The 24,244-nt window shown below is 57.3% G+C and carries 11 protein-coding genes, 5 tRNA genes, 3 rRNA genes and 3 pseudogenes; 7 read left to right on the top strand and 15 right to left on the bottom strand.

Translation table 11 applies throughout. From position 1 onward, the window contains the following. Window positions 1–23: 23 nt before the first annotated feature. Window positions 24–1,477: pseudogene (locus tag V5B44_RS08920) on the top strand (IS5 family transposase). Between the two features lie 5 nt (window positions 1,478–1,482). Here the strand turns inward: V5B44_RS08920 and V5B44_RS08915 are convergent. From V5B44_RS08915 to V5B44_RS08880, 8 genes and pseudogenes are all read right to left on the bottom strand, one after another. Beyond that, the gene (locus tag V5B44_RS08915; protein WP_332358717.1) at window positions 1,483–2,568 is read right to left on the bottom strand and encodes an IS630 family transposase; all 1,086 of its coding nucleotides are present in this window, start codon (window positions 2,566–2,568) and stop codon (window positions 1,483–1,485) included. A gap of 268 nt (window positions 2,569–2,836) precedes the next feature. Continuing rightward, window positions 2,837–3,087 (bottom strand): annotated as a pseudogene (locus V5B44_RS08910) (IS1634 family transposase); the annotation flags it as partial. 60 nt (window positions 3,088–3,147) lie between these two features. After that, a 5S ribosomal RNA gene (gene rrf / locus V5B44_RS08905) occupies window positions 3,148–3,261 on the bottom strand. Window positions 3,262–3,350: 89 nt separating this feature from the next. Next, window positions 3,351–6,237 (bottom strand): 23S ribosomal RNA (locus tag V5B44_RS08900). A gap of 222 nt (window positions 6,238–6,459) precedes the next feature. Then, window positions 6,460–6,535: transfer RNA gene (locus V5B44_RS08895), tRNA-Ala, on the bottom strand. An 83-nt stretch (window positions 6,536–6,618) separates the two neighbouring features. Further along, window positions 6,619–6,695: transfer RNA gene (locus tag V5B44_RS08890), tRNA-Ile, on the bottom strand. Window positions 6,696–6,756: 61 nt separating this feature from the next. Beyond that, window positions 6,757–8,294 (bottom strand): 16S ribosomal RNA (locus V5B44_RS08885). Together the 16S, 23S and 5S rRNA genes with 3 tRNA genes alongside form the textbook arrangement of a ribosomal RNA operon. 162 nt (window positions 8,295–8,456) lie before the next feature. Continuing rightward, window positions 8,457–8,533: transfer RNA gene (locus V5B44_RS08880), tRNA-Met, on the bottom strand. A gap of 597 nt (window positions 8,534–9,130) precedes the next feature. On the opposite strand from V5B44_RS08880, the gene V5B44_RS08875 reads away from it, so the two are divergent. From V5B44_RS08875 to groL, 5 genes and pseudogenes are all read left to right on the top strand, one after another. After that, window positions 9,131–10,345, top strand: a complete 1,215-nt coding sequence (locus V5B44_RS08875) for an IS4 family transposase (protein ID WP_332357585.1) — start codon at window positions 9,131–9,133, stop codon at window positions 10,343–10,345. A 55-nt stretch (window positions 10,346–10,400) separates the two neighbouring features. Continuing rightward, window positions 10,401–11,381: an IS5 family transposase gene (locus V5B44_RS08870; RefSeq protein WP_332358716.1), complete on the top strand. Its 981-nt coding sequence runs from the start codon at window positions 10,401–10,403 to the stop codon at window positions 11,379–11,381. 292 nt (window positions 11,382–11,673) lie between these two features. After that, window positions 11,674–11,895, top strand: a pseudogene (locus V5B44_RS08865) (transposase); the annotation flags it as partial. 392 nt (window positions 11,896–12,287) lie between these two features. Next, window positions 12,288–12,578 carry a co-chaperone GroES gene (gene groES / locus V5B44_RS08860; protein WP_034910163.1) on the top strand — a complete coding sequence of 97 codons (291 nt, stop codon included), beginning with the start codon at window positions 12,288–12,290 and terminating at the stop codon, window positions 12,576–12,578. Window positions 12,579–12,671: 93 nt separating this feature from the next. Next, entirely contained in the window at window positions 12,672–14,324 is a 1,653-nt protein-coding gene (gene groL, locus V5B44_RS08855; RefSeq protein WP_332358715.1) for a chaperonin GroEL, read from the top strand. A gap of 77 nt (window positions 14,325–14,401) precedes the next feature. Here the strand turns inward: groL and V5B44_RS08850 are convergent, their stop codons facing one another. The 7 genes from V5B44_RS08850 to tig form a co-directional block, all read right to left on the bottom strand. Beyond that, entirely contained in the window at window positions 14,402–16,309 is a 1,908-nt protein-coding gene (locus tag V5B44_RS08850; RefSeq protein ID WP_332358714.1) for a SurA N-terminal domain-containing protein, read from the bottom strand. Between the two features lie 70 nt (window positions 16,310–16,379). Continuing rightward, window positions 16,380–16,456 (bottom strand) — tRNA-Asp (locus V5B44_RS08845). Between the two features lie 32 nt (window positions 16,457–16,488). Further along, a tRNA-Val gene (locus V5B44_RS08840) sits at window positions 16,489–16,564 on the bottom strand. Window positions 16,565–16,704: 140 nt separating this feature from the next. Next, window positions 16,705–19,119 carry an endopeptidase La gene (lon, locus tag V5B44_RS08835; protein WP_332358713.1) on the bottom strand — a complete coding sequence of 805 codons (2,415 nt, stop codon included), beginning with the start codon at window positions 19,117–19,119 and terminating at the stop codon, window positions 16,705–16,707. Between the two features lie 85 nt (window positions 19,120–19,204). Further along, the gene (clpX, locus tag V5B44_RS08830) at window positions 19,205–20,476 is read right to left on the bottom strand and encodes an ATP-dependent Clp protease ATP-binding subunit ClpX (protein WP_332358712.1); all 1,272 of its coding nucleotides are present in this window, start codon (window positions 20,474–20,476) and stop codon (window positions 19,205–19,207) included. Between the two features lie 49 nt (window positions 20,477–20,525). Continuing rightward, window positions 20,526–21,155, bottom strand: a complete 630-nt coding sequence (clpP, locus tag V5B44_RS08825) for an ATP-dependent Clp endopeptidase proteolytic subunit ClpP (RefSeq protein WP_332358711.1) — start codon at window positions 21,153–21,155, stop codon at window positions 20,526–20,528. 32 nt (window positions 21,156–21,187) lie between these two features. Beyond that, complete coding sequence (gene tig, locus V5B44_RS08820) at window positions 21,188–22,507, bottom strand: trigger factor (protein ID WP_434735429.1); 1,320 nt, start codon at window positions 22,505–22,507, stop codon at window positions 21,188–21,190. A 664-nt stretch (window positions 22,508–23,171) separates the two neighbouring features. Here tig and arsS point away from each other — a divergent pair. Continuing rightward, window positions 23,172–24,182: an arsenosugar biosynthesis radical SAM (seleno)protein ArsS gene (arsS, locus tag V5B44_RS08815; RefSeq protein WP_332358709.1), complete on the top strand. Its 1,011-nt coding sequence runs from the start codon at window positions 23,172–23,174 to the stop codon at window positions 24,180–24,182. Window positions 24,183–24,244 lie beyond the last annotated feature (62 nt).

The following is a 24,244-nucleotide window of genomic DNA, read 5'->3' as shown; positions in this document are numbered from 1 at the left end:
GAGAGAAATCGAGCAAATCGCAGATGGCTAGCGATGACTTTTTGCGCTCCCGGCTGGATCAGATGATCGACCTTCGGCACCCTTGGCGGCACTGACGGAGCGAATCCCGTGGTCACAACTTGAAGCGAGCCTGGCCCCCAGCTTCGCCTGCCGGAGCCGCGAAGGAAAGGTGATCGAAGGCGACGACCTGTTTGGGTCGGCACGGCAAGCGGCCGGCGGTGGTACCAGTTCAGCCGGGCGTCCCCGCCTGCCGATTCGGCTCATGGCCGCACTGCTCTACCTCAAGCACGCCTTCAACCGCAGCGACGAAGAACTGGTTGCACGCTGGTCCGAAAATGTCGTCTGGCAATATTTCAGTGGTCTGGAGTACTACACCCCGAAGCTCCCGTGCGACGCCACCTAGCTCGGCCGCTTTCGCACTGCCATCGGCGAAGCCGGCGTCGAAGAACTGCTCAAGGCGACCATCGACACCGCCGTCCAGACCAAGGCCGTGCGCCCAGCCGAGTTCGAGCGGGTGATCGTTGATACGACCGTGCAAGAAAAGGCCATCGCCCATCCGGTCGACAGCCGCTTGCTGGAGATCGCCCGGGCCAAGGTCGTGCAAGCCGCCAAGCAGGTGGGCCTCACCGTGAAACAGACCTTCGTCAAGGAAGGCCAGGCACTGCGCCGCAAGGCCAGCGGCTATGCGCACGCCAAGCAGGTCCTTCGCCTGCGGCGTACCGTCAAACGGCAGCGCACCATCCTCGGCATCGTCCTGCGCGAAGTCCGGCGCAAGCTGACGACCATCAGCAGCGACTGCGCTACGGCCATCGCCCGTCTGAACACACTGCTCGAACGCGCCGAACGCATCCGCACGCAACAAACCCACGACAAGAACAAGCTCTACGCCCTGCATGCCCCCGAAGTCGAGTGCATCAGCAAAGGCAAAGCCCGCAAGCGCTACGAGTTTGGCGTCAAGGCCAGCATCGTCGTCACCCACCAGAGTGGGCTGGTGGTCGGCGCCTGCAGCTTCCCCGGCAATCCTTACGACGGACACATTCTCTCGGCCCAACTGGAGCAGACCCACATCCTGCTCGAAGACACCGGCAAATCACCCAGGCAGGTCTTCGTCGATCTGGGATACCGCGGGGGGGATCGCGACAATCCGAGCGTTGAAATCATTCACCGCGGCAAGTACAAGTCCCTGACCAGGCAGCAGCGCCGCTACCTCAGGCGCCGACCAGCCGTGAAGCCGACCATTGGCCATCTGAAGTCGGACCACCGAATGGATCGCTGTTGGTTGCCAGGCCAACTCGGCGATGCCCTGCATACGGTGCTGTGTGCCACCGGCTACAACCTGCGCTGGCTGCTGCGAGCGATGGTTCGCCTGGGACTGAAGGCGGCTTTTTTGCGCTCGCTGTGGCTGGTGCTGTGGGCGGCGATTTCAGCGAGAGAATCTCGTCCGGCTGTTCGTAACGCGCCGGACCTCGCGTTCTAGGGCTGCTAGTGTAGTGTTGCATTCTGTTTAGCGCTTAAGCGGCTGTTGGCGCGAATGACCTTCTGGAGGATGTCGCGAGCGCTCTTGGTCCAGATAAAGGGCTTGGGCTGGGTGTTGTGATGGGCGATGTAGTCGTCGATGGCAGAGACCAACGCGGGGACGCTGGTGAACACGCCACGGCGCAGTCGTTCGGTCGTGATATCGCGGAAGAAGCGCTCAACCATGTTCAGCCAGGAGGCCGAGGTGGGGGTGAAATGCATCTGAATCCGCGGATGCTTGGCCAACCATTCCTGTACAACGGGATGCTTGTGTGTGGCGTAGTTGTCGGCGATCAGGTGCAGCGCCTTGTCCTTCGGCGTTTCCCGGTCGATCTTGCGCAGAAACTTGAGCCACTCTGTGTGACGGTGCTGCTGTTCGCACTGTGCGATCACGCTGCCGTCCAGCACGTTGAGCGCGGCGAACAGCGTGGTCGTGCCGTTGCGCTTGTAATCGTGGGTCATGGTGGCTGCACGCCCTTTTTTCAGCGGCAGCCCGGGCTGCGTACGGTCGAGTGCCTGCACCTGGCTTTTCTCATCGCAGCACAACACCAGCGCATGCTCGGGTGGCGACATGTACAGACCGACGATGTCTTCGAGTTTCTCGACGAACCTGGGGTCACGAGAGACCTTGAAGCCACGTACCAGGTGAGGCTTCAAGCCGTTGGCGCGCCAGTGGCGCGAGATGCTGGCCGCACTGACGCCCAGTTCGGCGGCCATCTTGCGGGTACTCCAGTGCGTCGCTGCTTCGGGTGTGCTTTGCGTGGTCAGTTCCACCAGTCGCGCCACATCCACCTTCACCGGAGGGGCGCCGCGCGGCAAGTCGCGCTCGATTCCCGCCAGCCGCGACTTCGCATAACGCCCTCGCCAACGCGACACCTGTACGCGGCCAATCCCCAACTGATCCGCGATCTCATCGTTTCGCATCCCATCAGCGGCCAGCAACACAATCCGCGCACGCTGTGCCAGCCGCACGCTGGCGCGCCTGGAACGAGAAAGCTTGGTCAACTCGCCACGCTCCTCTTCGGACAAGACAATCTTCGGGGCAACTCGCATCTGCATCTCCACTCCGCACACAACGTGCATTGGAGACGTGGTATCCAGACAAGTTCCCTCAAGAATGCAACACTACACTAGACTAATTTTGCAGGGCCAACTCCCTGGTCGATGGCCTGCAGCGCGTTGGCCAGCATCCAGCCAATCGTCTCCACGAGCTCACGCCCCGGATGTGGAAGAAGAACTTCGCTGCCAACCCGCTACGCTCTCCGATCCACCGTCTCGGCAACTAGCGGCTCACGCCGCGTGGTTACCGGTTACGTTGGTGCAGCGTGACCTGGTGGTACTGGATCTCCGGTGGGCGATCTCCAGGGCGCGCTCCGGGGAGAGGGGACTGGCCTTCGCCTTCAGGCGCAGGCGCAGCGCCCGATAGAGAAGCAGTGGCAGGAAGCAGATCAAGGCGTGGGCCCGGATGGGATCCGACAGGCGGTGAAAGACCGGCGCGATCTCGATCTCGGACTTCAGGACACGGAATCCCCGTTCGATGTCGGCCAGCGCCTTGTAGCGCGGCGCGATCTCGGTTTGAAAGGCACAAAGCCCTCGGCGCTGTTGAGCGGGGAGGGCTTTGTATTTTGGGGAGCCTGGCGGTGACCTACTTTCACACATGAAGTATGCACTATCATCGGCGTACCTTCGTTTCACGGTCCTGTTCGGGATGGGAAGGGGTGGGTCCAAAGGGCTATGGCCGCCAAGCATAACGGTTTCGCACGACGCGGGTAGCGTGGTGCGCAAAATGGGAAGAAGGGGTTGTGATGTTGTTTTGAGTTGCTGCTTAAGGTTATAGGATCAAGCCTCACGGGCAATTAGTACTGGTTAGCTTAACGCATTGCTGCGCTTCCACACCCAGCCTATCAACGTGGTGGTCTACCACGACCCTTCAGGGGGATCAAGTCCCCAGGGAAATCTCATCTTAAGGCGAGTTTCACGCTTAGATGCTTTCAGCGTTTATCTCTTCCGAACTTAGCTACCCGGCAATACGACTGGCGTCATAACCGGTACACCAGAGGTTCGTCCACTCCGGTCCTCTCGTACTAGGAGCAGCCCCCTTCAAATTTCCAGCGCCCACGGCAGATAGGGACCAAACTGTCTCACGACGTTTTAAACCCAGCTCACGTACCACTTTAAATGGCGAACAGCCATACCCTTGGGACCGACTACAGCCCCAGGATGTGATGAGCCGACATCGAGGTGCCAAACACCGCCGTCGATATGAACTCTTGGGCGGTATTAGCCTGTTATCCCCAGAGTACCTTTTATCCGTTGAGCGATGGCCCTTCCATACAGAACCACCGGATCACTATGACCTACTTTCGTACCTGCTCGACGTGTGGGTCTCGCAGTCAAGCACGCTTTTGCCATTGCACTATTAGCACGATGTCCGACCGTACCTAGCGTACCTTCGTACTCCTCCGTTACACTTTAGGAGGAGACCGCCCCAGTCAAACTGCCTACCATGCACGGTCCCAGACCCGGATTCACGGGCCGTGGTTAGAACCTCAAACAAACCAGGGTGGTATTTCAAGGTTGGCTCCACCAGAACTAGCGTCCCGGCTTCACAGCCTCCCACCTATCCTACACAAGTCGGTTCAAAGTCCAATGCAAAGCTACAGTAAAGGTTCATGGGGTCTTTCCGTCTAACCGCGGGGAGATTGCATCTTCACAACCACTTCAACTTCGCTGAGTCTCAGGAGGAGACAGTGTGGCCATCGTTACGCCATTCGTGCAGGTCGGAACTTACCCGACAAGGAATTTCGCTACCTTAGGACCGTTATAGTTACGGCCGCCGTTTACCGGGGCTTCGATCAAGAGCTTGCACCCCATCACTTAACCTTCCGGCACCGGGCAGGCGTCACACCCTATACGTCCACTTTCGTGTTTGCAGAGTGCTGTGTTTTTATTAAACAGTCGCAGCCACCATTTCACTGCAACCCTTTCAGCCTTCACCCGCGAGGGGCTACAACCTATCAGGGCGCACCTTTTCCCGAAGTTACGGTGCAAATTTGCCGAGTTCCTTCTCCTGAGTTCTCTCAAGCGCCTTAGAATTTTCATCCTGCCCACCTGTGTCGGTTTGCGGTACGGTCTCCTTGTAACTGAAGCTTAGAGGCTTTTCTTGGAAGCATGGTATCAATCACTTCGCGGTACAAGACCACTCGTTATCACGCCTCAGCATTGACCCCCCGGATTTGCCTAAGAGGTCTGCCTACACGCTTGAACCGGGACGTCCAACACCCGGCTGACCTAACCTTCTCCGTCCCCCCATCGCATTACAAAGAGGTACAGGAATATTGACCTGTTTCCCATCGACTACGCTTTTCAGCCTCGCCTTAGGGGCCGACTCACCCTGCGCCGATGAACGTTGCGCAGGAAACCTTGGGCTTTCGGCGAGGGAGCTTTTCACTCCCTTTATCGCTACTCATGTCAGCATTCGCACTTCTGATACCTCCAGCATCCTTCTCAAGACACCTTCATCGGCTTACAGAACGCTCTCCTACCATATCCTTACGGATATCCGCGATTTCGGTGCATAGTTTGAGCCCCGTTACATCTTCCGCGCAGGACGACTCGACCAGTGAGCTATTACGCTTTCTTTAAAGGATGGCTGCTTCTAAGCCAACCTCCTGGCTGTCTAAGCCTTCCCACCTCGTTTCCCACTTAACTATGGCTTGGGGACCTTAATCGGCGGTCTGGGTTGTTTCCCTTTCGACACCGGACGTTAGCACCCGATGTCTGTCTCCCAAGCTCGCACTCAACGGTATTCTGAGTTTGCAATGGTTTGGTAAGTCGCGATGACCCCCTAGCCATAACAGTGCTTTACCCCCGTTGGTGATACTTGAGGCACTACCTAAATAGTTTTCGGAGAGAACCAGCTATTTCCAAGTTTGTTTAGCCTTTCACCCCTATCCACAGCTCATCCCCTAATTTTTCAACATTAGTGGGTTCGGACCTCCAGTGCGTGTTACCGCACCTTCATCCTGGCCATGGATAGATCACTTGGTTTCGGGTCTACGTCCAGCAACTAGGCGCCCTTATCAGACTCGGTTTCCCTACGCCTCCCCTATTCGGTTAAGCTCGCTACTGAACGTAAGTCGCTGACCCATTATACAAAAGGTACGCAGTCACCCCACGAAGGGGCTCCCACTGTTTGTATGCATGCGGTTTCAGGATCTATTTCACTCCCCTCCCGGGGTTCTTTTCGCCTTTCCCTCACGGTACTGGTTCACTATCGGTCGATTACGAGTATTTAGCCTTGGAGGATGGGCCCCCCATGTTCAGACAGGATTTCTCGTGCCCCGCCCTACTTGTCGCAAGCTTGGTACCACGATCGGGTTTTCGCGTACGGGGCTGTCACCCACTACGGCACCACTTTCCAGAGGCTTCCGCTAACGCAATCGCTATCACTTGCAGGCTGATCCCATTTCGCTCGCCACTACTTTGGGAATCTCGGTTGATTTCTTTTCCTCCGGCTACTTAGATGTTTCAGTTCGCCGGGTTCGCTTCCTCACGCCTATGTATTCAGCGTGGGATACTCCTTGCGGAGTGGGTTTCCCCATTCGGACATCTCTGGATCAAAGCTTCATTGCCAGCTCCCCAGAGCTTTTCGCAGGCTTGTACGTCCTTCTTCGCCTGTAATCGCCAAGGCATCCACCACATGCACTTATTCGCTTGATCCTATAACCTTAAGCTCTCTTGCGAGACCGGCTACAGGCAACTCATTTCGTGCCCCCCTGCATAAGGGGGTTCGATGCAATCACAACCGTATCGCCAATACCCAATTCTCCGGGATATCGGCAATACAACCTTCTTCCATTTTGTTAAAGAGCACAGACCCGGTAAGGAGTCAGGCCTGCAGGGTCATCGACCCAGCAGGCCTGACAGCTCACGATTGACGGTTGGTGGAGGATGACGGGATCGAACCGACGACCCCCTGCTTGCAAAGCAGGTGCTCTCCCAGCTGAGCTAATCCCCCGCTGTTCGGCGACGACCCTCCCGACTCTTTGCCGAAAAGATCCAATCGTTGCCTCCGCGCACAGTGGCCCGCCGTCGATACACTGGTGGGTCTGGTTGGAATCGAACCAACGACCCTCGCCTTATCAAGACGATGCTCTAACCGACTGAGCTACAGACCCTCCGCATGTGCAGCCTGTGACAACCGATAGGTTGTGAGTTCTCAATCCAGATTTTCTCTAGAAAGGAGGTGATCCAGCCGCAGGTTCCCCTACGGCTACCTTGTTACGACTTCACCCCAGTCACGAACCCTGCCGTGGTAATCGCCCTCCTTGCGGTTAGGCTAACTACTTCTGGCAGAACCCGCTCCCATGGTGTGACGGGCGGTGTGTACAAGACCCGGGAACGTATTCACCGCGACATGCTGATCCGCGATTACTAGCGATTCCGACTTCACGCAGTCGAGTTGCAGACTGCGATCCGGACTACGATCGGCTTTCTGAGATTGGCTCCCCCTCGCGGGTTGGCAACCCTCTGAACCGACCATTGTATGACGTGTGAAGCCCTACCCATAAGGGCCATGAGGACTTGACGTCATCCCCACCTTCCTCCGGTTTGTCACCGGCAGTCTCATTAAAGTGCCCAACTGAATGATGGCAATTAATGACAAGGGTTGCGCTCGTTGCGGGACTTAACCCAACATCTCACGACACGAGCTGACGACAGCCATGCAGCACCTGTGTTCAGGCTCTCTTTCGAGCACTCCCAAATCTCTCCGGGATTCCTGACATGTCAAGGGTAGGTAAGGTTTTTCGCGTTGCATCGAATTAATCCACATCATCCACCGCTTGTGCGGGTCCCCGTCAATTCCTTTGAGTTTTAGCCTTGCGGCCGTACTCCCCAGGCGGTCAACTTCACGCGTTAGCTACGGCACTAAAAGGTTTAACCCTCCCAACACCTAGTTGACATCGTTTAGGGCGTGGACTACCAGGGTATCTAATCCTGTTTGCTCCCCACGCTTTCGTGCATGAGCGTCAGTATTGGCCCAGGGGGCTGCCTTCGCCATCGGTGTTCCTCCACATCTCTACGCATTTCACTGCTACACGTGGAATTCCACCCCCCTCTGCCAAACTCCAGCTTGGCAGTCTCAAATGCAGTTCCCAGGTTGAGCCCGGGGATTTCACATCTGACTTACCAAACCGCCTGCGCACGCTTTACGCCCAGTAATTCCGATTAACGCTCGCACCCTACGTATTACCGCGGCTGCTGGCACGTAGTTAGCCGGTGCTTCTTCTCCAGGTACCGTCATCTACACAGGGTATTAGCCCATGCAATTTCTTCCCCACCGAAAGAGCTTTACAACCCGAAGGCCTTCTTCACTCACGCGGCATGGCTGGATCAGGCTTTCGCCCATTGTCCAAAATTCCCCACTGCTGCCTCCCGTAGGAGTCTGGGCCGTGTCTCAGTCCCAGTGTGGCGGATCATCCTCTCAGACCCGCTACGGATCGTCGCCTTGGTAGGCCTTTACCCCACCAACTAGCTAATCCGACATCGGCCGCTCCCAGAGCGCAAGGTCTTGCGATCCCCTGCTTTCCTGCTCACAGAATATGCGGTATTAGCGTAACTTTCGCTACGTTATCCCCCACTCCAGGGCACGTTCCGATGCTTTACTCACCCGTTCGCCACTCGCCACCAGGGTTGCCCCCGTGCTGCCGTTCGACTTGCATGTGTAAGGCATGCCGCCAGCGTTTAATCTGAGCCAGGATCAAACTCTTCAGTTCAATTCCTAAAACTCTCGCTCGACGTACTATCAACCCGGATTCCTCCAGATCAACAGCTTGTTTCATCAGTGCGAGTCCTACCTCTATCCGTCAACAATCCGCTCGCGCAGATCGCCCCAGATCAAGAACCCACACCTATCGGTTGTCTAGTTTTTAAAGAGCTGGTTGCGGGAACAGGATTTGAACCTGTGACCTTCGGGTTATGAGCCCGACGAGCTGCCAGACTGCTCCACCCCGCGACTGTAAAGACAAATTGCCAAAAGAGCAAAACACGCTTCTTTTATCTTGCGCACATCGTTTTCCACAAGTAGATTAATTCCTGCTCTCTATCAAGTGCAAACTGGCGGTGCTGCGAAGAGGAAGCATTCTAGCAGCCCTCGAATTGTCCGTCAACACTCAAGCACGAAATTTGGAGATCGAAAAGCCGGCGCCCCTCTTCTTCTACACAGTTCGTCAGTCCATTACGAACTTCCTTTCTGTTTGCCTGCGGCACACTTCCCATGGTCCAGTGGCCGCGGTTGATTTCGATAGGACGTCTTGGTGAGTACGGTCAACAATCGCGATGGTATTTGCCGCGTATTTGATCACGCCGCATGATGGAAGAGGGGTGATCCCCACCGGGGAACTTGAACAAACGGACCTTTGGAACCGCTGATTTAACCTCCACATATCCACATGGTATAATCTGGGCATTCCAACGCCAATCCTCGCAAGTTAGCACCAAAGCATAACTATTGTGCGCGGTTGCGCCGATCGCACCTGTCTTGCATAATGGCGGTATAAAGCGTTGTTTATAAAGGAGAACCACATGACAGCCTGAATATTCGAATATGCTTATGAAGCTCTCTAACTATCTGTTGTCAAGAGAGTTCATGGAAGTAGCTCGGCTCGACCCCAAACACTTTACCCGCCAACGCACCCTGACGCTGCCGACCGTCCTGAGCTTTCTGCTCTCCGGAGTCCAGGCCGCGGTACAGTCCGAACTTGATCAGTTCTTCGCCAATCTGCGCAATCGCGCCGACTCGGTGCGCGAAGTAACGGCACAAGCTTTTTCGCAGGCGCGCTACAAGATCAATGCGCTGGTGTTTGGCGAAGTCAATCAGGAGCTGATCCGCTTGGCGGAGGAGCACCTGCCCTTCCCGAGATGGAAAGGGCTCCGCGTGGTCGCCGCGGATGGGAGCGACGTTCGCCTGACCATGATGAAGGACGGGGTCCGGTCGATCGTTAAAGGCATGGCGTTTGGCCTGTACTTGCCAGGGATCGAACTGTTTCTGGACTTCCGGCTGCATGAGCCTTTGTCCAATGAGCGCCAGATGTTCTTCGAGGCGATCGACTGTCTGCGCCCCGACGATCTGCTGCTGATGGATCGAGGCTTTCCGTGTCGTTGGCTGGTGTCGGTACTGACCGCGCGCCAGCTCCATTTTTGTATTCGTTGCGATTTGTCGCGAGGATTCAAGGTGGTACGTGAGTTCCTGCGGTCCGGCCAAAGCGAGCAGGTGGTCGTCTTGCGCGCCCCGAATGCCCGCGATGCCAAAGACTATGAATGTCCGGCGACGCCGACCACTGTTCGCCTGGTGCGGGTAGTGACACCGAATGGACGGATCCATGTGGTGATGACCTCGCTCCTCGATCCGGTGGCGTTTCCCGCCGCCGAGTTCGCCGATCTGTACCACGGTCGGTGGCGGATCGAGGAGGCATACAAGCGGGTCAAGCATCGCCTCCAACTGGAGCATACCTCCGGCCTGTCTTGGCACGCGGCGCGCCAGGACTTTGGTGCCAAGGCGGTCTTCGACAACCTCAACGCCCTGGCGGCCTATGTCGCCACGGCGGCTCATCTGGACCCGGAATCCTTGTACAAAATCAACCGCACCCTCGCGATCGACAAGATCAAGCGGCAACTCGGTCGCTGGCTTTTGGCCGCTCAGGCTACCACTCGCCGCCTCAAACCGCTCCTCGCAGAAATCGCTCTGAACCTCCAGAAGTTTGTTCCCGACCGTTCGCAACCTCGCAAACCTCAGCCGAAACCCCACCTGTCTCACGCCTATAAGTGATTATGCTTATATGCTAACTTGGGAGGATTGATTCCAACGCACGCCGACTAGCGAGATGAAGCAGATCAGGTTTTCCCAAGTGGAGTTTGAGGGCAAGAAGCGGACGACGCGACGGGAGTTGTTCCTTGCTGAGATGGAGCAGGTGATGCCGTGGGCCGAGTTGCTGGGGGTAATCGAACCGTACTACCCGAAAGGCAAGCGGGGTCGTCCGCCGGTGGGTCTGAAGCGGATGTTGAGGGTGTATCTGGTGCAGCAGTGGTACAGCCTGTCGGATGAGGGTGTGGAAGATGCGATTACCGACAGCCAGGCGTTGCGGAGGTTTGTCGGGATTGACCTGTCGCGGGAATCGGCACCGGATGCGACGACGCTGTTGCAGTTCCGGCACCTTCTGGAGAAGCATGATCTGACGAAGCAGCTGTTCGAGGCGATCAACGGCCGCTTGTCTGCCGCGGGCCTGATGATGCGTGAAGGGACGATCGCGGACGCGACGATCATCGCTGCGCCGCCGTCGGTCAAGAATGAGGCCAAGGCTCGCGACCCGGAGATGCACCAGACGAAGAAGGGGAACCAGTGGTACTTCGGCATGAAGGCGCACATTGGCGTCGATGCCGAGAGCGGACTGGTGCACACCGTGGTGGGGACGGCGGCGAACGTTGCGGACGTGACCGGGACCGCGCAGGTATTGCACGGCGACGAGAAGATCGTGTTTCTCGACGCGGGCTATACCGGTGTCGAGAAGCGGGAAGAACTGAAGGAGCGGGAGGTTGACTGGCAGGTCGCGATGAAGCGCGGCAAGCTCAAGGCTGTGCCGCAAGACCGCGTGCTGGGTCAGCTCCTGCGCAAGCTGGAATCCGTAAAGGCCAGCATTCGGTCCAAGGTGGAACATCCCTTCCACATCGTCAAGAACCTGTTCCACTTCAGGAAGGTGCTTTACAAGGGCTTGGCCAAGAACACGGCGCAGCTTCATACCCTCTTGGACAACCTGGTCATTGCCAAGCGGCGACTGTTGGCGCTCAACAGCCAAGTTGCGTCTTGAGAAACGAAGAAGGCCTTGAAACAGGCCGGCAAAGGTGAAAACTCACGTCAATTCGATGAGATTGCATTCATAGGTCATACGCAGAGACCTCTGGCACTGCTGCGCACTGCTTCCGGTCATCCGCTCGGTGCCAAACCTGCGTCAACCAAGAATGGGAAATCCCCCGGCTCTGCCGGGGGACTGGAAAAGTTTGACATTTCAGGGAGTCCATCAGGAAGCTTCAAGCCGTGAGCCGCCAAGCACACGACTATGGCGAATCCCGATGGACAAGTCGGAAAGCCTACGCCATTCGAAGTATGCGGTGTTGCATGTGGTGTGGTGCATCAAGGGCAAGAGCGCGATTCACTTGGCCCGAGTGTACGGTGAGCACAAGAGGAACTTCGTCGGCCCGAGCTTCTGGCCAAGGCGGCACTTCGTCTCGACCGTTGATGGAGACGAGGCGTTGATCCGGGAGTACATCCGAGACCAGGAGCAGGAGGACAAGCGACTGGATCAACTGAGCCTGTGGCGCTGATTTGCCACCTTTAGGTGGCGCAAAATGGTCAGGGTCGCGTTAGCGACTCTGTTTAGCCGCTTTGAGCGGCTCACATAATGAAAGCCCCCGGCTTTGCCGGGGGATGGTTACTCAGCGGTTGCCTAGTTCCGCTTCCATCCGCCCTTTATACAGATACCTTTACCCGATGTCCGTAGCCGGCACCTAACCCACGGATTCTTTAGCCATTGACCAGAAGGACAAATCCACCCTGCCCCATCGGCATCCAGGTCTTGAAATTTCCCCTCCTCAGCCCTATTATTAGCAGTCGTTAGCAATGAGTGCTAGCCCCCTTCCTCCTGGATCGAGTGTCCATGATCGGGGAACCTAGTAGTTGGTGTCCGTTTTTTGTGCTTAAACCAAGGAGAAACTGCATGAAGATTCGTCCGTTGCATGATCGCGTGATCGTCAAACGTCTTGAAGAGGAGCGCAGGACCGCCTCCGGTATCGTCATCCCGGACACAGCCGCCGAAAAGCCTGACCAGGGCGAAATTCGCGCCGTTGGCAATGGCAAAGTGCTTGAGGATGGAAGTGTCCGTGCTCTGGCAGTGAAGGTGGGTGACCGCGTCCTGTTTGGCAAGTACGCTGGTCAGACCGTCAAGGTTGAGGGAGATGAGCTGCTCGTTATGCGTGAAGAAGACATTATGGGCGTCATCGAGTCATAGGCTCGCTGCCCCCCGGGGTTCAGCCTACCGAGCCATACCACTCAGTTTTTCGTTTTCGATTCAAATTACTAAAGAATTCTAGGAGTTATCTCTATGGCAGCTAAAGACGTCAAGTTTGGCGATAGCGCGCGCGCTCGCATGGTTGAAGGCGTAAATATCCTTGCTGATGCGGTCAAGATCACCCTCGGTCCGAAGGGGCGTAATGTTGTTCTCGAGCGCTCTTATGGTGCGCCGACAGTGACCAAGGATGGTGTTTCAGTCGCCAAGGAAATCGAACTGAAGGACAAGTTCGCCAACATGGGCGCTCAGATGCTCAAGGAAGTTGCTTCCAAGACCTCCGACATTGCCGGTGATGGTACGACTACCGCTACCGTTCTGGCTCAGTCGATTGTTCGTGAAGGCATGAAATACGTTGCTGCCGGCATGAACCCGATGGATCTCAAGCGAGGTATCGACAAGGCTGTGGTCGCCACCGTCGCAGAACTGAAAAAGCTTTCGAAGCCGTGCTCCACCAACAAGGAGATTGCCCAGGTGGGCTCGATCTCTGCCAACGCCGATGCTGATATCGGCGACATAATTGCCAAGGCGATGGACAAGGTCGGCAAGGAAGGTGTGATCACGGTCGAGGACGGAAAGTCGCTCAACAACGAACTTGATGTCGTCGAGGGCATGCAGTTTGACCGCGGCTACCTCAGCCCCTATTTCATCAACAACAACGAGAAGCAGAACGCGATCCTCGAGAACCCGTATGTATTGATCTTCGACAAGAAGATCTCCAACATCCGCGATCTGCTACCCGTTCTCGAGCAGGTAGCCAAGTCGGGCCGGCCCTTGCTGATCGTCGCCGAAGATGTCGATGGTGAGGCGCTTGCCACCCTGGTGGTCAACAACATCCGCGGCATCCTCAAGACCTGTGCCGTCAAGGCTCCTGGCTTTGGCGACCGCCGCAAAGCGATGCTTGAAGACATTGCCATCCTGACCGGCGGACAGGTAATCGCCGAAGAAGTCGGCCTGACGCTGGAAAAGGCAACACTGACCGAACTCGGCCAAGCCAAGCGCATCGAAATCGGCAAGGAAAATACGACGATCATCGACGGCGCAGGCGTCAGCAGCAACATTGAGGCCCGCGTCAAGCAGATCCGCGCGCAGATTGAGACCGCCACCAGCGACTACGATAAGGAGAAGCTGCAGGAACGGGTTGCAAAACTTGCTGGAGGAGTTGCCCTGATCAAGGTTGGCGCCGCCACTGAAGTCGAGATGAAAGAGAAGAAGGCACGCGTTGAGGACGCACTTCATGCGACCCGCGCTGCCGTTGAGGAAGGCATAGTGCCCGGCGGTGGAGTCGCCTTGCTGCGTGCCCGACTGACCCTCTCCTCGCTGAAGGGGGATAACCCAGACCAGGAAGCAGGCATCAAGATCGTGCTGCGGGCGATGGAGCAACCGCTACGCGAAATCGTCGCGAACGCCGGCGAAGAACCTTCGGTAGTCGTCAACGCCGTTCTGCAGGGCTCCGGTAATTTTGGCTACAACGCCGCCACTGGCGAATATGGTGATCTGGTGGACATGGGGGTCCTTGACCCGACCAAGGTCACACGCACCGCACTGCAAAATGCGGCGTCGATAGCCGGCTTGATGCTGACCACCGACTGCATGGTCGCTGAACTGGCCGAAGAAAAGCCCCCCATGGGCGGCGGCATGGGTGGTGGCATGGGCGGCATGGGTGGCATGGGTGGCATGGACATGTAAGTTTCCACCGAAAGCTCTTGTCCAAGAAAAACCCCGCTACGGCGGGGTTTTCTTTAGCCGGAAAACGACTACCCGACTTACCGCTCGCCGCCTTCCAACGCCGACTTGTTGATGTCGATGTTGTATTGCTGGCGAAGCCCTGTCACGTAGGCGGCAAAATCCTCCTGACCAACGATGGTGCCATACTCTCGCTGCAGTGCCTGGCGCCGGTTGTCATCGATCTTTTCCGGATGGCTGATGGCGATGATCTTGTAGAGCATGTAGTTGCCGCCGCCCACCTCTGCGCCAACGTAAACCGGCAGCTTCTTCACGTCGGCTTGGAAGATCGCTTTCATCGCCACGGCCGGTAGCTGCCGAACTGCCTGCCGCGAAACCTTCCCGACCGGAGACCAGGCTATCTTGTCCTCGGCACCCTGCTGCAACGCACTGACTCTGTCCTCCCCTGCAGCACGCGCCAACGCGGACGCCTCCTTTGCCTTCAGCGCGACCTCGATCTCTGCCTTGACCGTCTCGAATGGCTTGGTGACGGCTGGACGGTGCTCATTGACCCGTGCCGCCAGCAGTGTGTTCGGCGCAACCTCTACCACTTCGGTATTGCGCCTGTTTTTCAACGAGTCATCCGAAAATATCGCCGCCAGAACCTTCTGGTTGCCAAGCTGGCCCAATGCCGCGAGCAATTCCGGGGCAGGACTGCGCGGCAACCAGTCCGATTGCCGGACCTTCAGCCCGAACTTCTCGGCGGCCGGCAGCAAGCTGTCGGACTGCTCGTAGACCATGTTGGTGAAGGCCTCCGCGGCTTCTGCAAACCGCCGCGAAGCGGCCTGGCGTCTCAGTTCATCTTCGATTTCCGAACGGACCTCAGCAAGCGAACGCTGCTTTCCTGGCTTTACGCCCGTCAGCCTGATAATGTGATAACCGAACTCCGACTGGACCAACGTGGACAGTTCGTTCTCGCGCAGCTTGAAGACCGCATCCTCAAACGGCTTGACCATCATTCCCCGACCAAAAAACCCCAGATCCCCCCCCTTCTCGGCCGAACCTGGGTCCTCGGAGTACTGCCTGGCCAGTTCGGCAAACCGGGTCACCGACTTCTGAACTTCCTGCAGCACACCTTCGGCCTTTGCTCTTGCCTTTTCCTTGTCCGTATCGCCACTCGCCAGGATCAGAATGTGGCTCGCGCGCCTCTCCTCCGCCTGCTGATAGCGCTCCCTGTGGCTCTCATACCAGGCGGTCACTTCGGCAGCGCTGGGCGTAAGCTGCGCGGAGAGACTGTCAAGAGACAGCACAAGGTAGTCGACCCTCACCTGTTCCGCCACTTCAAAGCGATTCGCGTTCTCTTCGTAATACTTCTGGAGCGCCGGCACCTCAACCTTGACCTGACTGGCAAACTGTTCCGGACCGATCCGCCACTCGGCAACTTGCCGCTCCTCAGCTTGTATGCGCAGCATCGTATCGGTCACCGTGCTGCCTGCGATGCCCGTATCAGCAATCGCACCGACTACCTGCTGAAGCGTCAGATCCTGCCGTAACTGAGCCTCGAACTGAGCTTGCGACATGCCTTGCGACGCCAGGGCAGCCTGATAACGGGCCATTGAGAACTGTCCGTTTTCCTGCAATGCGGGAATCTTGCTGATGACACCTCGCAGCAGATCATCGCTGGCGCCAAGCCGCTGCTTGTTCGCCTCGAGAAGTAGCAGGCGCTGATCTATCAGGGAATTGAGAACTGCAAGCTTGGCGGCCGGAGTGTTCATCGACTCGGGTGAAAAACTCGCTCCCAGTACTTGCCGCAAGCGATCCTGCTGGGCACGCCATGCCTGATCGAACTGCTGCTTGGTGATCTTCGAGTCTCCAACACTTGCCAGATCAGCGCCTGCCCCGGCATTGCGCACATACGAGTCAACACCCCAAAAGGCGAAGGGCAAGGTAATCAAGGCAAGAAATACCTGGACAACCCTCTTGTTATTGCGAACGGCGTCAAAGAACATGGTAATAGCCCACTAACGGTGCGTTGAAGCGAAAACAAAAAAAGGCGAACTTGCGTTCGCCTTTCGGCACTGGCGGAGTGGACGGGACTCGAACCCGCGACCCCCGGCGTGACAGGCCGGTATTCTAACCAACTGAACTACCACTCCCGAATGTACTGCAGAACTCCTCTTGCTCTTCTTGGTGGGTGCTGACGGGCTCGAACCGCCGACATCCAGCTTGTAAGGCTAGCGCTCTACCAACTGAGCTAAGCACCCCTAGTGTCACCAAAGCATAGGGCGCAGAGTCTACCTTATCCGGTGCGTCTTGGCCAGACCGACTCTCCGTTCGTGGACCTTCAGCCATCACGGCCAGGAGCAGATCCGGCGACACCGCCGCCTGACATGTGTCACCGTCTTCAATGAGTAAGGACGACGGGCATGATCTCCGCCGCGCTTGCCGGTACGGGGGGCGTTGCAGTCTCCGCAACGGAAGTCGCTTCGGGCTTGCGCTCCAGCGCATGCTCAAGCACCTGGTCAATCCACCTGACCGGAATGATTTCGAGCTTGTTCTTGATATTGTCCGGTATTTCCGCCAGGTCCCTGACGTTCTCTTCCGGAATCAACACCCTGGCCAGACCACCACGGACAGCCGCCAAGAGTTTCTCCTTCAGTCCCCCGATTGGCAAGACCTCGCCACGCAGGGTGATCTCTCCGGTCATTGCCACATCACAGCATACGGGGATACCGGTAAGCACAGAAACCAGTGCCGTGCAAATCCCCACACCCGCTGACGGTCCATCCTTGGGAATCGCCCCCTCCGGAAGGTGGATGTGGATATCACTCTTCTGATAGAAGTCGTGGTCAATCCCGAGCGACTGGGCACGCTTCCGCACCACCGAAAGCGCTGCCTGAACGGACTCCTGCATCACCTCTCCAAGCTTGCCAGTCGTCGTTGTCTTGCCCTTGCCCGGCAATACCACCGACTCAATGGTCAGCAATTCACCGCCGACTTCCGTCCATGCCAGACCGGTCACTTGACCAACCTGATTCTCGCGCTCGGCAACGCCAAAGTTGAAACGACGAACACCAAGGAACTTGTCGAGATTGCGCGCACTGACTGCAACCTTCACCTGACTTTTTCTTAGCAGCAGCGTCTTCACCACCTTGCGGCAAATCTTCGAAATGTCCCGCTCAAGCGATCTCACGCCCGCCTCACGGGTGTAGTAGCGTACGATGTCGCGTAACGCGCTTTCGGCCACCGTCAATTCGGTAATCTTCAGACCATTGCTTTTCATCTGTTTTGGCAGCAGATAGCGCTGAGCGATGTTGACCTTTTCGTCCTCCGTATAGCCCGAGAGTCGAATCACCTCCATACGATCGAGCAAAGGCGCCGGGATATTCAACGTGTTGGCCGTAGCCACGAACATGACTTCGGACAGATCGTATTCGACTTCAACGTAGTGATCAACGAAGGTCGAATTCTGCTCCGGGTCGAGCACTTCAAGCAGCGCCGAACTGGGATCGCCACGGAAGTCCTGGCCCATCTTGTCGACTTCGTCAAGCAGAAACAGGGGGTTCCTGACTCCGATCTTGCTCATGTTTTGGAGAATCTTGCCCGGCATCGAGCCGATATAGGTGCGACGATGACCGCGTATCTCAGCCTCATCACGGACGCCGCCCAAACTCATGCGGACGAACTTCCGACCAGTGGCGCGCGCTATCGACTGTCCCAGCGATGTCTTTCCGACACCGGGAGGGCCAACCAGACACAGAATCGGCGCCTTCAGCCGGTCCACGCGCTGCTGCACGGCAAGATACTCGATGATACGTTCCTTGACCTTTTCCAGACCCCAGTGATCGGTGTCGAGGATCTTTCCAGCCGCCGCAAGATCCTTGCTGATTCGCGTCCGTTTGCGCCACGGAAGACCAATAAGCGTCTCAATGAAATTGCGCACCACTGTCGCTTCGGCCGACATCGGGGACATCAACCGCAGCTTTCTGAATTCCGCCTGCGCCTTGGCAAGCCCTTCTTTGCTCATCCCTGCCGTTTTGACCTTTTTGTCGAGCTCCTCAAGGTCGGCCCCTTCTTCACCTTCGCCGAGTTCCTTTTGGATAGCCTTGACCTGCTCGTTAAGGTAATATTCCCGCTGACTCTTCTCCATCTGGCGCTTGACGCGGCCACGAATACGCTTCTCGACCTGCAGGATGTCGATTTCGGCTTCGAGTTGAGCGAGCAGGCGCTCGATGCGCGCTCGGACGTCAAACATCTCGAGGATTTCCTGCTTCTGCTCGATCTTAAGCGGCAGATGCGCGGCAATCGTGTCGGCCAATCGCCCGGCCTCTTCAATTCCGGCAATCGAGGTCAGAATCTCCGGCGGGATCTTCTTGTTGAGCTTCACGTACTGATCAAATTGCGCGATCACTGCACGGCGAAGGGCCTCGATCTCATGATTAATCCCGTCGTCAACCATCACCGAACGCGAAGCAGCGAAAAACATCTCCTGGCGAGCATCAATTGCCTCCAGACGAGCGCGCTGCGCGCCTTCGACCAGCACCTTGACAGTCCCGTCTGGAAGTTTGAGCATTTGCAGGATATTGGCGACACAGCCGACGCCATACAAATCCTCTGCCTCCGGCTCGTCCTTGACAGCAGACTTCTGGGCCACCAGCAAAATACTCTTGCCCGCCTCCATGGCCACTTCCAGCGCCCTGATCGATTTTGGGCGACCAACAAATAGTGGAATTACCATGTGCGGAAAAACCACTACATCGCGAAGAGGCAGGAGTGGCAGTTCGACTGGCTCGGCAGACAGCTTGGAGGTTGCAGACATCGATTGTGCCCTTTAGGTAGAAGTTCAGGCCATCAAATGGTGGCAAGAACCCGTATTTCAAGCCGCGCTGGTGGCGGCCAGCACATCAGTTGCCGCCAGAAACCTTTGGTTGATCCGCGTATATCAGGAGCGGCTGCGCATCGCCAGTGATCACGCCCTCATCAATGACGACCTCTGAGACATTCTCCATCCCGGGAAGTTCGTACATGGTGTCGAGCAGCACCGCCTCGAGAATCGAACGTAGGCCGCGCGCACCGGTTTTCCGGTCAAGCGCCTTTCTGGCAATGGCCATCATCGCTGCGGGGCGAATCTCCAAAGCCACACCTTCCATCGCGAACAGCTTTTGGTACTGCTTGACAAGCGCGTTCTTGGGTTCGACGAGGATTTCAACCAGCGCCGTAGCCGAGAGTTCCTCCAGCGTCGCAATCACCGGCAAGCGTCCGATCAACTCGGGAATCAGACCGAACTTGATCAGATCCTCAGGTTCGACACTGCGCAACACCTCGCCGATCGCCCTCTTGTTATCCTTGCTTTTCACCTCGGCACCAAAACCTATGCCGCCACGCTCCGAGCGGTTGCGAATGACTTTGTCCAGACCATCGAAAGCACCGCCGCAAACGAACAGAATGTTGGTGGTATCAACCTGCACGAAGTCCTGATTCGGGTGCTTTCGGCCGCCCTGCGGCGGCACCGAAGCAACCGTGCCTTCAATCAGCTTGAGCAGCGCCTGTTGCACACCCTCGCCCGAGACGTCTCGGGTAATCGATGGATTGTCTGACTTGCGTGAAATCTTGTCGATTTCGTCAATGTAAACAATACCTCGCTGTGCCTTGTCGGTATCGTAATCTGCTTTCTGCAACAACTTCTGGATGATGTTCTCGACGTCTTCACCGACATAGCCGGCTTCGGTCAGCGTCGTCGCATCGGCCATCACGAAAGGAACGTCGAGCATGCGGGCCAGGGTCTGCGCCAGCAGGGTCTTGCCCGAACCGGTAGGACCGATGAGCAGGATGTTACTCTTGGCAAGCTCTATCTCACCGCTGGTCTTCCCGAAATGGCGCAACCGCTTGTAGTGATTGTAAACCGCAACCGACAGGATTCGCTTGGCTTGGTCCTGGCCGATTACATACTGATCCAGCAGGCCAGCGATTTCCTTGGGTGTTGGTAACTCGCCCTTGACCCCCTTGCCTCCCTGATCGCTGGAAATTTCGTCGCGAACGATATCGTTGCAGAGCTCGATGCATTCATCGCAGATGAATACGGACGGCCCGGCGATGAGTTTTTTCACTTCATGCTGGCTCTTGCCGCAGAAGGAGCAGTAGAGGAGTTTTTCCGTACCACTTTTCTTTTCCGACATCTCTTCCTACCTCACTCTCTAGTCCGATGGAGACAGCCTGAAAGCGCAATCAAACCGCTTCCCGCTTCGCCAGCACCTTGTCTATCAGACCATATTCTGCAGCTTCCTGCGCCGAAAGGAAATTGTCGCGATCGGTGTCGCGTTCAATTCGCTCGATCGCCTGGCCTGTGTGGTGAGCCATCAACTCGTTCAGTTTGGCACGCAAAGAAAGAATTTCCTTGGCGTGTATCGCGATGTCCGACGCCTGCCCCTGGAAGCCACCCATCGGCTGGTGGATCATCACGCGTGAATTGGGAAGCGCAAACCGCTTGCCAGGGGCACCCGCAGCCAACAGGAAAGCCCCCATCGAGCAGGCCTGGCCCATACACAAGGTAGACACGTCGGGTTTGATGAACTGCATGGTATCGTAAACCGAAAGGCCCGCCGATACCGCGCCACCCGGCGAATTGATGTAGAAATGGACGTCCTTGTCAGGATTCTCTGCTTCGAGAAAGAGCAACTGCGCCACCACCAGATTCGCGGTCACGTCGTTTACCGGACCTACCAGGAAAATGACGCGTTCCTTCAGCAATCGCGAGTAGATATCGTAGGCTCGCTCGCCACGACCGCTCTGCTCGATCACCATCGGGACCAGGCCCAGGGCCTGGGGAACCCAGATGCTTTCGTGGTCAATGCCCATTTAGCTTCCTTTGCTGCGAGAGTCTTGCATGTTCAGGACTGCTGCCCCATCAATTCAGCAAAGGCAACCGGCTTGTCCAGCACCTTCACCCTGGCCAGTACCCAGTCAACTACGTTCGCCTCAATCGCGGTACCCTCGAAATCGCTCAGGCGCTCCGGCTGCGCATAGTACCAGCGCACGACCTCTTCCGGATGGTCATAACTTTGCGACGCTTCCTCGACCAGCGCTTTCACCTGCGCCGGCTTCGCCTGCAGTTCGTTGAGCTTGACAATTTCCGAAAGAATCAGGCCCAGGCTGACCCGTCGTCTGGCCTGATCGGCAAACCATTCGGGCTGCATCGGCAAGTCCTTCACCTTCATCCCGCGCTGCTCCATATCCTGGCGAGCTACCTGCATCAGCCGCTCAATTTCCTTGTGGATCAGTGCGCCAGGCACCTCGATCGGGTTGGCCGCGAGGAGCGCATCCATCACGTTACCCGTAACTCGCACCTGCAAGCGCTTCTTCACCTCGCGCTTGAGGTTCTCCTCAATCTCAGCCCGCATCTTGACAAGGTCGCCATCCTCAATACCGAGCGCCTTTGCGAAATCTGCGTCAAGGGCGGGCAGCACTGGTTCGCCCACTTCCTTGACCGTGATGTCGAAAGTCACAGACTGACCCGCCAAGTCCTTGGAAAAATACTCAGCCGGAAAGGTCATCTCGAACGACTTGTCCTCTCCCGGACGGGTACCGATCACCGCGTTCTCGAAATCAGAAAGCATCTTGCCTTCACCAAGAACGAAACGGTAATCCTTGCCCTGGCCACCAGGAAATGGCTCGCCATCCTTCTTGCCGACGAAATCGATACTCACCCGGTCAGCCGAGGCAGCCGGACGATCGACGAGTTCGTAGCGGACGCGCTGCTTACGCAGAATTTCCAGCGTACCGTCAATTTCGGTCGCACCAACTTCAAGTACCGGCCTTTCGACTTCCACGCCGACCAGATCGCTGAGCGTAATCTCAGGGTAGACCTCGAATACTGCCGAGAACTCGATATGCGTCGTACTGTCGCTGCTCTTCGGCTCGATTCTCGGACTACCGGCGACGCGCAACTGCTGAGACGCCACCTCCGCGCTCAACATGTTCCCTAGCGCTTCGCTGAGTGCGTCATTGCGGGCCTGCTCGCCGTATTGCTGCCGGACGATCTGGGCCGGCACCTTGCCCGGGCGAAAGCCTGGCATCTTCATGTTCTTCCCGAGACGCTTCAGACGCTGATCAATGTCCTTGTCGAGCTCGGCAATGGTTAGCGACAGGTCCACGCGGCGCTCAAGGGCGCTTGGAGCCGGTGCCTCAGTGTTAGCAGCGTTCATTTCCATTAAGAATCCTTGTGATACGGGCTGATAGGTTGCTGGAAGCGGGCTCGGTCGAGAAGCCCTCCTGGCGGCCGGACGATGCTTCGCCGGCAGCCGGACAGACGATGCGGAGACCATCGCGTACTGCCCAAGCAATCGGCCGAGACCGGGACAACTGACAATGCAACTGGTCCTCAAGAGCACTCGTGAAACGCCCGCAGGCCGGGCAGAAAGGCATCGAACATTTCCACTGACTTCCACAGCGCGGCTGCGTCCGCCGTGTAATGCCGCCGCGTCACGCACGGAAAGCGCACGATTCTACAGCAATATTTGACGAGTCGAAACCCGTCGTCCCGCCGGCACCGCAGCCGCCAGGTGTTCGCTGCAACAGGGCATCATCCGCATCGAGAACACGGCGTGTTGCTCGACTGCCGATCAAAGCACTCCCGGGGGGTCCTCAAATCCGGGACCGTCGCTTGACATACCAGCAGGCGAAGCGGGAAGCATTTGGGCCCCGACGCCTTCCGACAGATCTTGCGAACTCCTCCAAAGGACCGAAATGTCGTATCGCGGGCACCGCGCTGGGGCACCAACGTCCCTCTGCACCCGGATGTGGGACAATCGCATGTAAGGAAGCACACTTCCTTTTCGACCAAGGCAGAAGAACCAACCAGAGGAAGAATGAAAAATGCATGCCACCCTGCCCCTTCTCGCCTGCACGACGTTCCCGGCTTTGACCCGCCGTTCGGTCGAGACCGTCCAGGTGAATCTCGGCTATCGCTGCAACCAGAGCTGCCTGCATTGCCACGTCAATGCAGGTCCGCAGCGCAAGGAAGAAATGACCAGCGAAACAGTTGATGCGTTGCTCGCCTTCATTGCCGCCAGTCCAGAAGTCAAGGTTCTCGACCTGACCGGCGGTGCGCCGGAGCTGAACCCCCACTTCCGGCGACTGGTTGTCGCCGGCCGAGAACGCGGACTGCGGGTGATCGACCGGTGCAACCTGACTATCCTCGAAGAAGGCGGCCAAGAGGACTTGGCTGAATTCCTCGCCGCACATCGCGTTGAGGTAGTCGCATCGCTGCCCTGTTACCTCGAAGAAAACGTCGACCGACAGCGCGGCAAGGGCAGCTTCGATGGCAGCATCAGAGGTCTGCAAAGATTGAATGCGCTAGGTTACGGAAAACCCGACACGGGCCTGGTGCTGAACCTGGTCTTCAACCCCCAGGGTCCGGTTCTGCCGCCGCCCCAGGAACCGCTGGCAGCAGCCTATCGGGAGCACCTCGGGCGAGCCTTCGGAGTGGTCTTCAACCAGTTGTTTACGCTAACCAATATGCCTATCCAACGGTTCGGGTCGATGCTCGTCTCAAAGGGTCAGTTCAACAGCTATATGCAGCTGCTGCGCGACGCGCACCGCGCCGGGAACGTCGAGCAGGTGATGTGCCGTAACCTGCTTTCGCTTGATTGGCAGGGTTACCTCTACGACTGTGACTTCAATCAGCAACTCGGCTTGCCGCTCGGACAGGGCCGGCGCTCCCGCCTGCACATCACCGAAGTCAATGCTTCGACACTCGAGGGATACCCGATTCGGGTGGCTGAACACTGCTACGGCTGTACGGCCGGTCAGGGGTCGAGCTGTGGCGGCGCACTCGGTGAAGCGATTGCTCCCGCACCGAGCTGTAGTGCCCTGATGCCGCAATAGCGAATCAAACTCCAACCACCCGGCCAGGCGCCTGTCTGGCCGGCACCAGCAAGGCGAAAGGG

Source organism: Candidatus Accumulibacter necessarius (assembly GCF_036625085.1).
This window is presented reverse-complemented; position numbering and strand designations above follow the sequence as displayed.

What these genes read in the sequence shown, in the direction of transcription:
- V5B44_RS08915 (WP_332358717.1), bottom strand. Translation starts at nt 2,568, where the DNA reads ATGCGAGTTGCCCCGAAGATTGTCTTGTCCGAAGAGGAGCGTGGCGAG.
- V5B44_RS08875 (WP_332357585.1), top strand. Translation starts at nt 9,131, where the DNA reads ATGAAGCTCTCTAACTATCTGTTGTCAAGAGAGTTCATGGAAGTAGCT.
- V5B44_RS08870 (WP_332358716.1), top strand. Translation starts at nt 10,401, where the DNA reads ATGAAGCAGATCAGGTTTTCCCAAGTGGAGTTTGAGGGCAAGAAGCGG.
- groES (WP_034910163.1), top strand. Translation starts at nt 12,288, where the DNA reads ATGAAGATTCGTCCGTTGCATGATCGCGTGATCGTCAAACGTCTTGAA.
- groL (WP_332358715.1), top strand. Translation starts at nt 12,672, where the DNA reads ATGGCAGCTAAAGACGTCAAGTTTGGCGATAGCGCGCGCGCTCGCATG.
- V5B44_RS08850 (WP_332358714.1), bottom strand. Translation starts at nt 16,309, where the DNA reads ATGTTCTTTGACGCCGTTCGCAATAACAAGAGGGTTGTCCAGGTATTT.
- lon (WP_332358713.1), bottom strand. Translation starts at nt 19,119, where the DNA reads ATGTCTGCAACCTCCAAGCTGTCTGCCGAGCCAGTCGAACTGCCACTC.
- clpX (WP_332358712.1), bottom strand. Translation starts at nt 20,476, where the DNA reads ATGTCGGAAAAGAAAAGTGGTACGGAAAAACTCCTCTACTGCTCCTTC.
- clpP (WP_332358711.1), bottom strand. Translation starts at nt 21,155, where the DNA reads ATGGGCATTGACCACGAAAGCATCTGGGTTCCCCAGGCCCTGGGCCTG.
- tig (WP_434735429.1), bottom strand. Translation starts at nt 22,507, where the DNA reads ATGGAAATGAACGCTGCTAACACTGAGGCACCGGCTCCAAGCGCCCTT.
- arsS (WP_332358709.1), top strand. Translation starts at nt 23,172, where the DNA reads ATGCATGCCACCCTGCCCCTTCTCGCCTGCACGACGTTCCCGGCTTTG.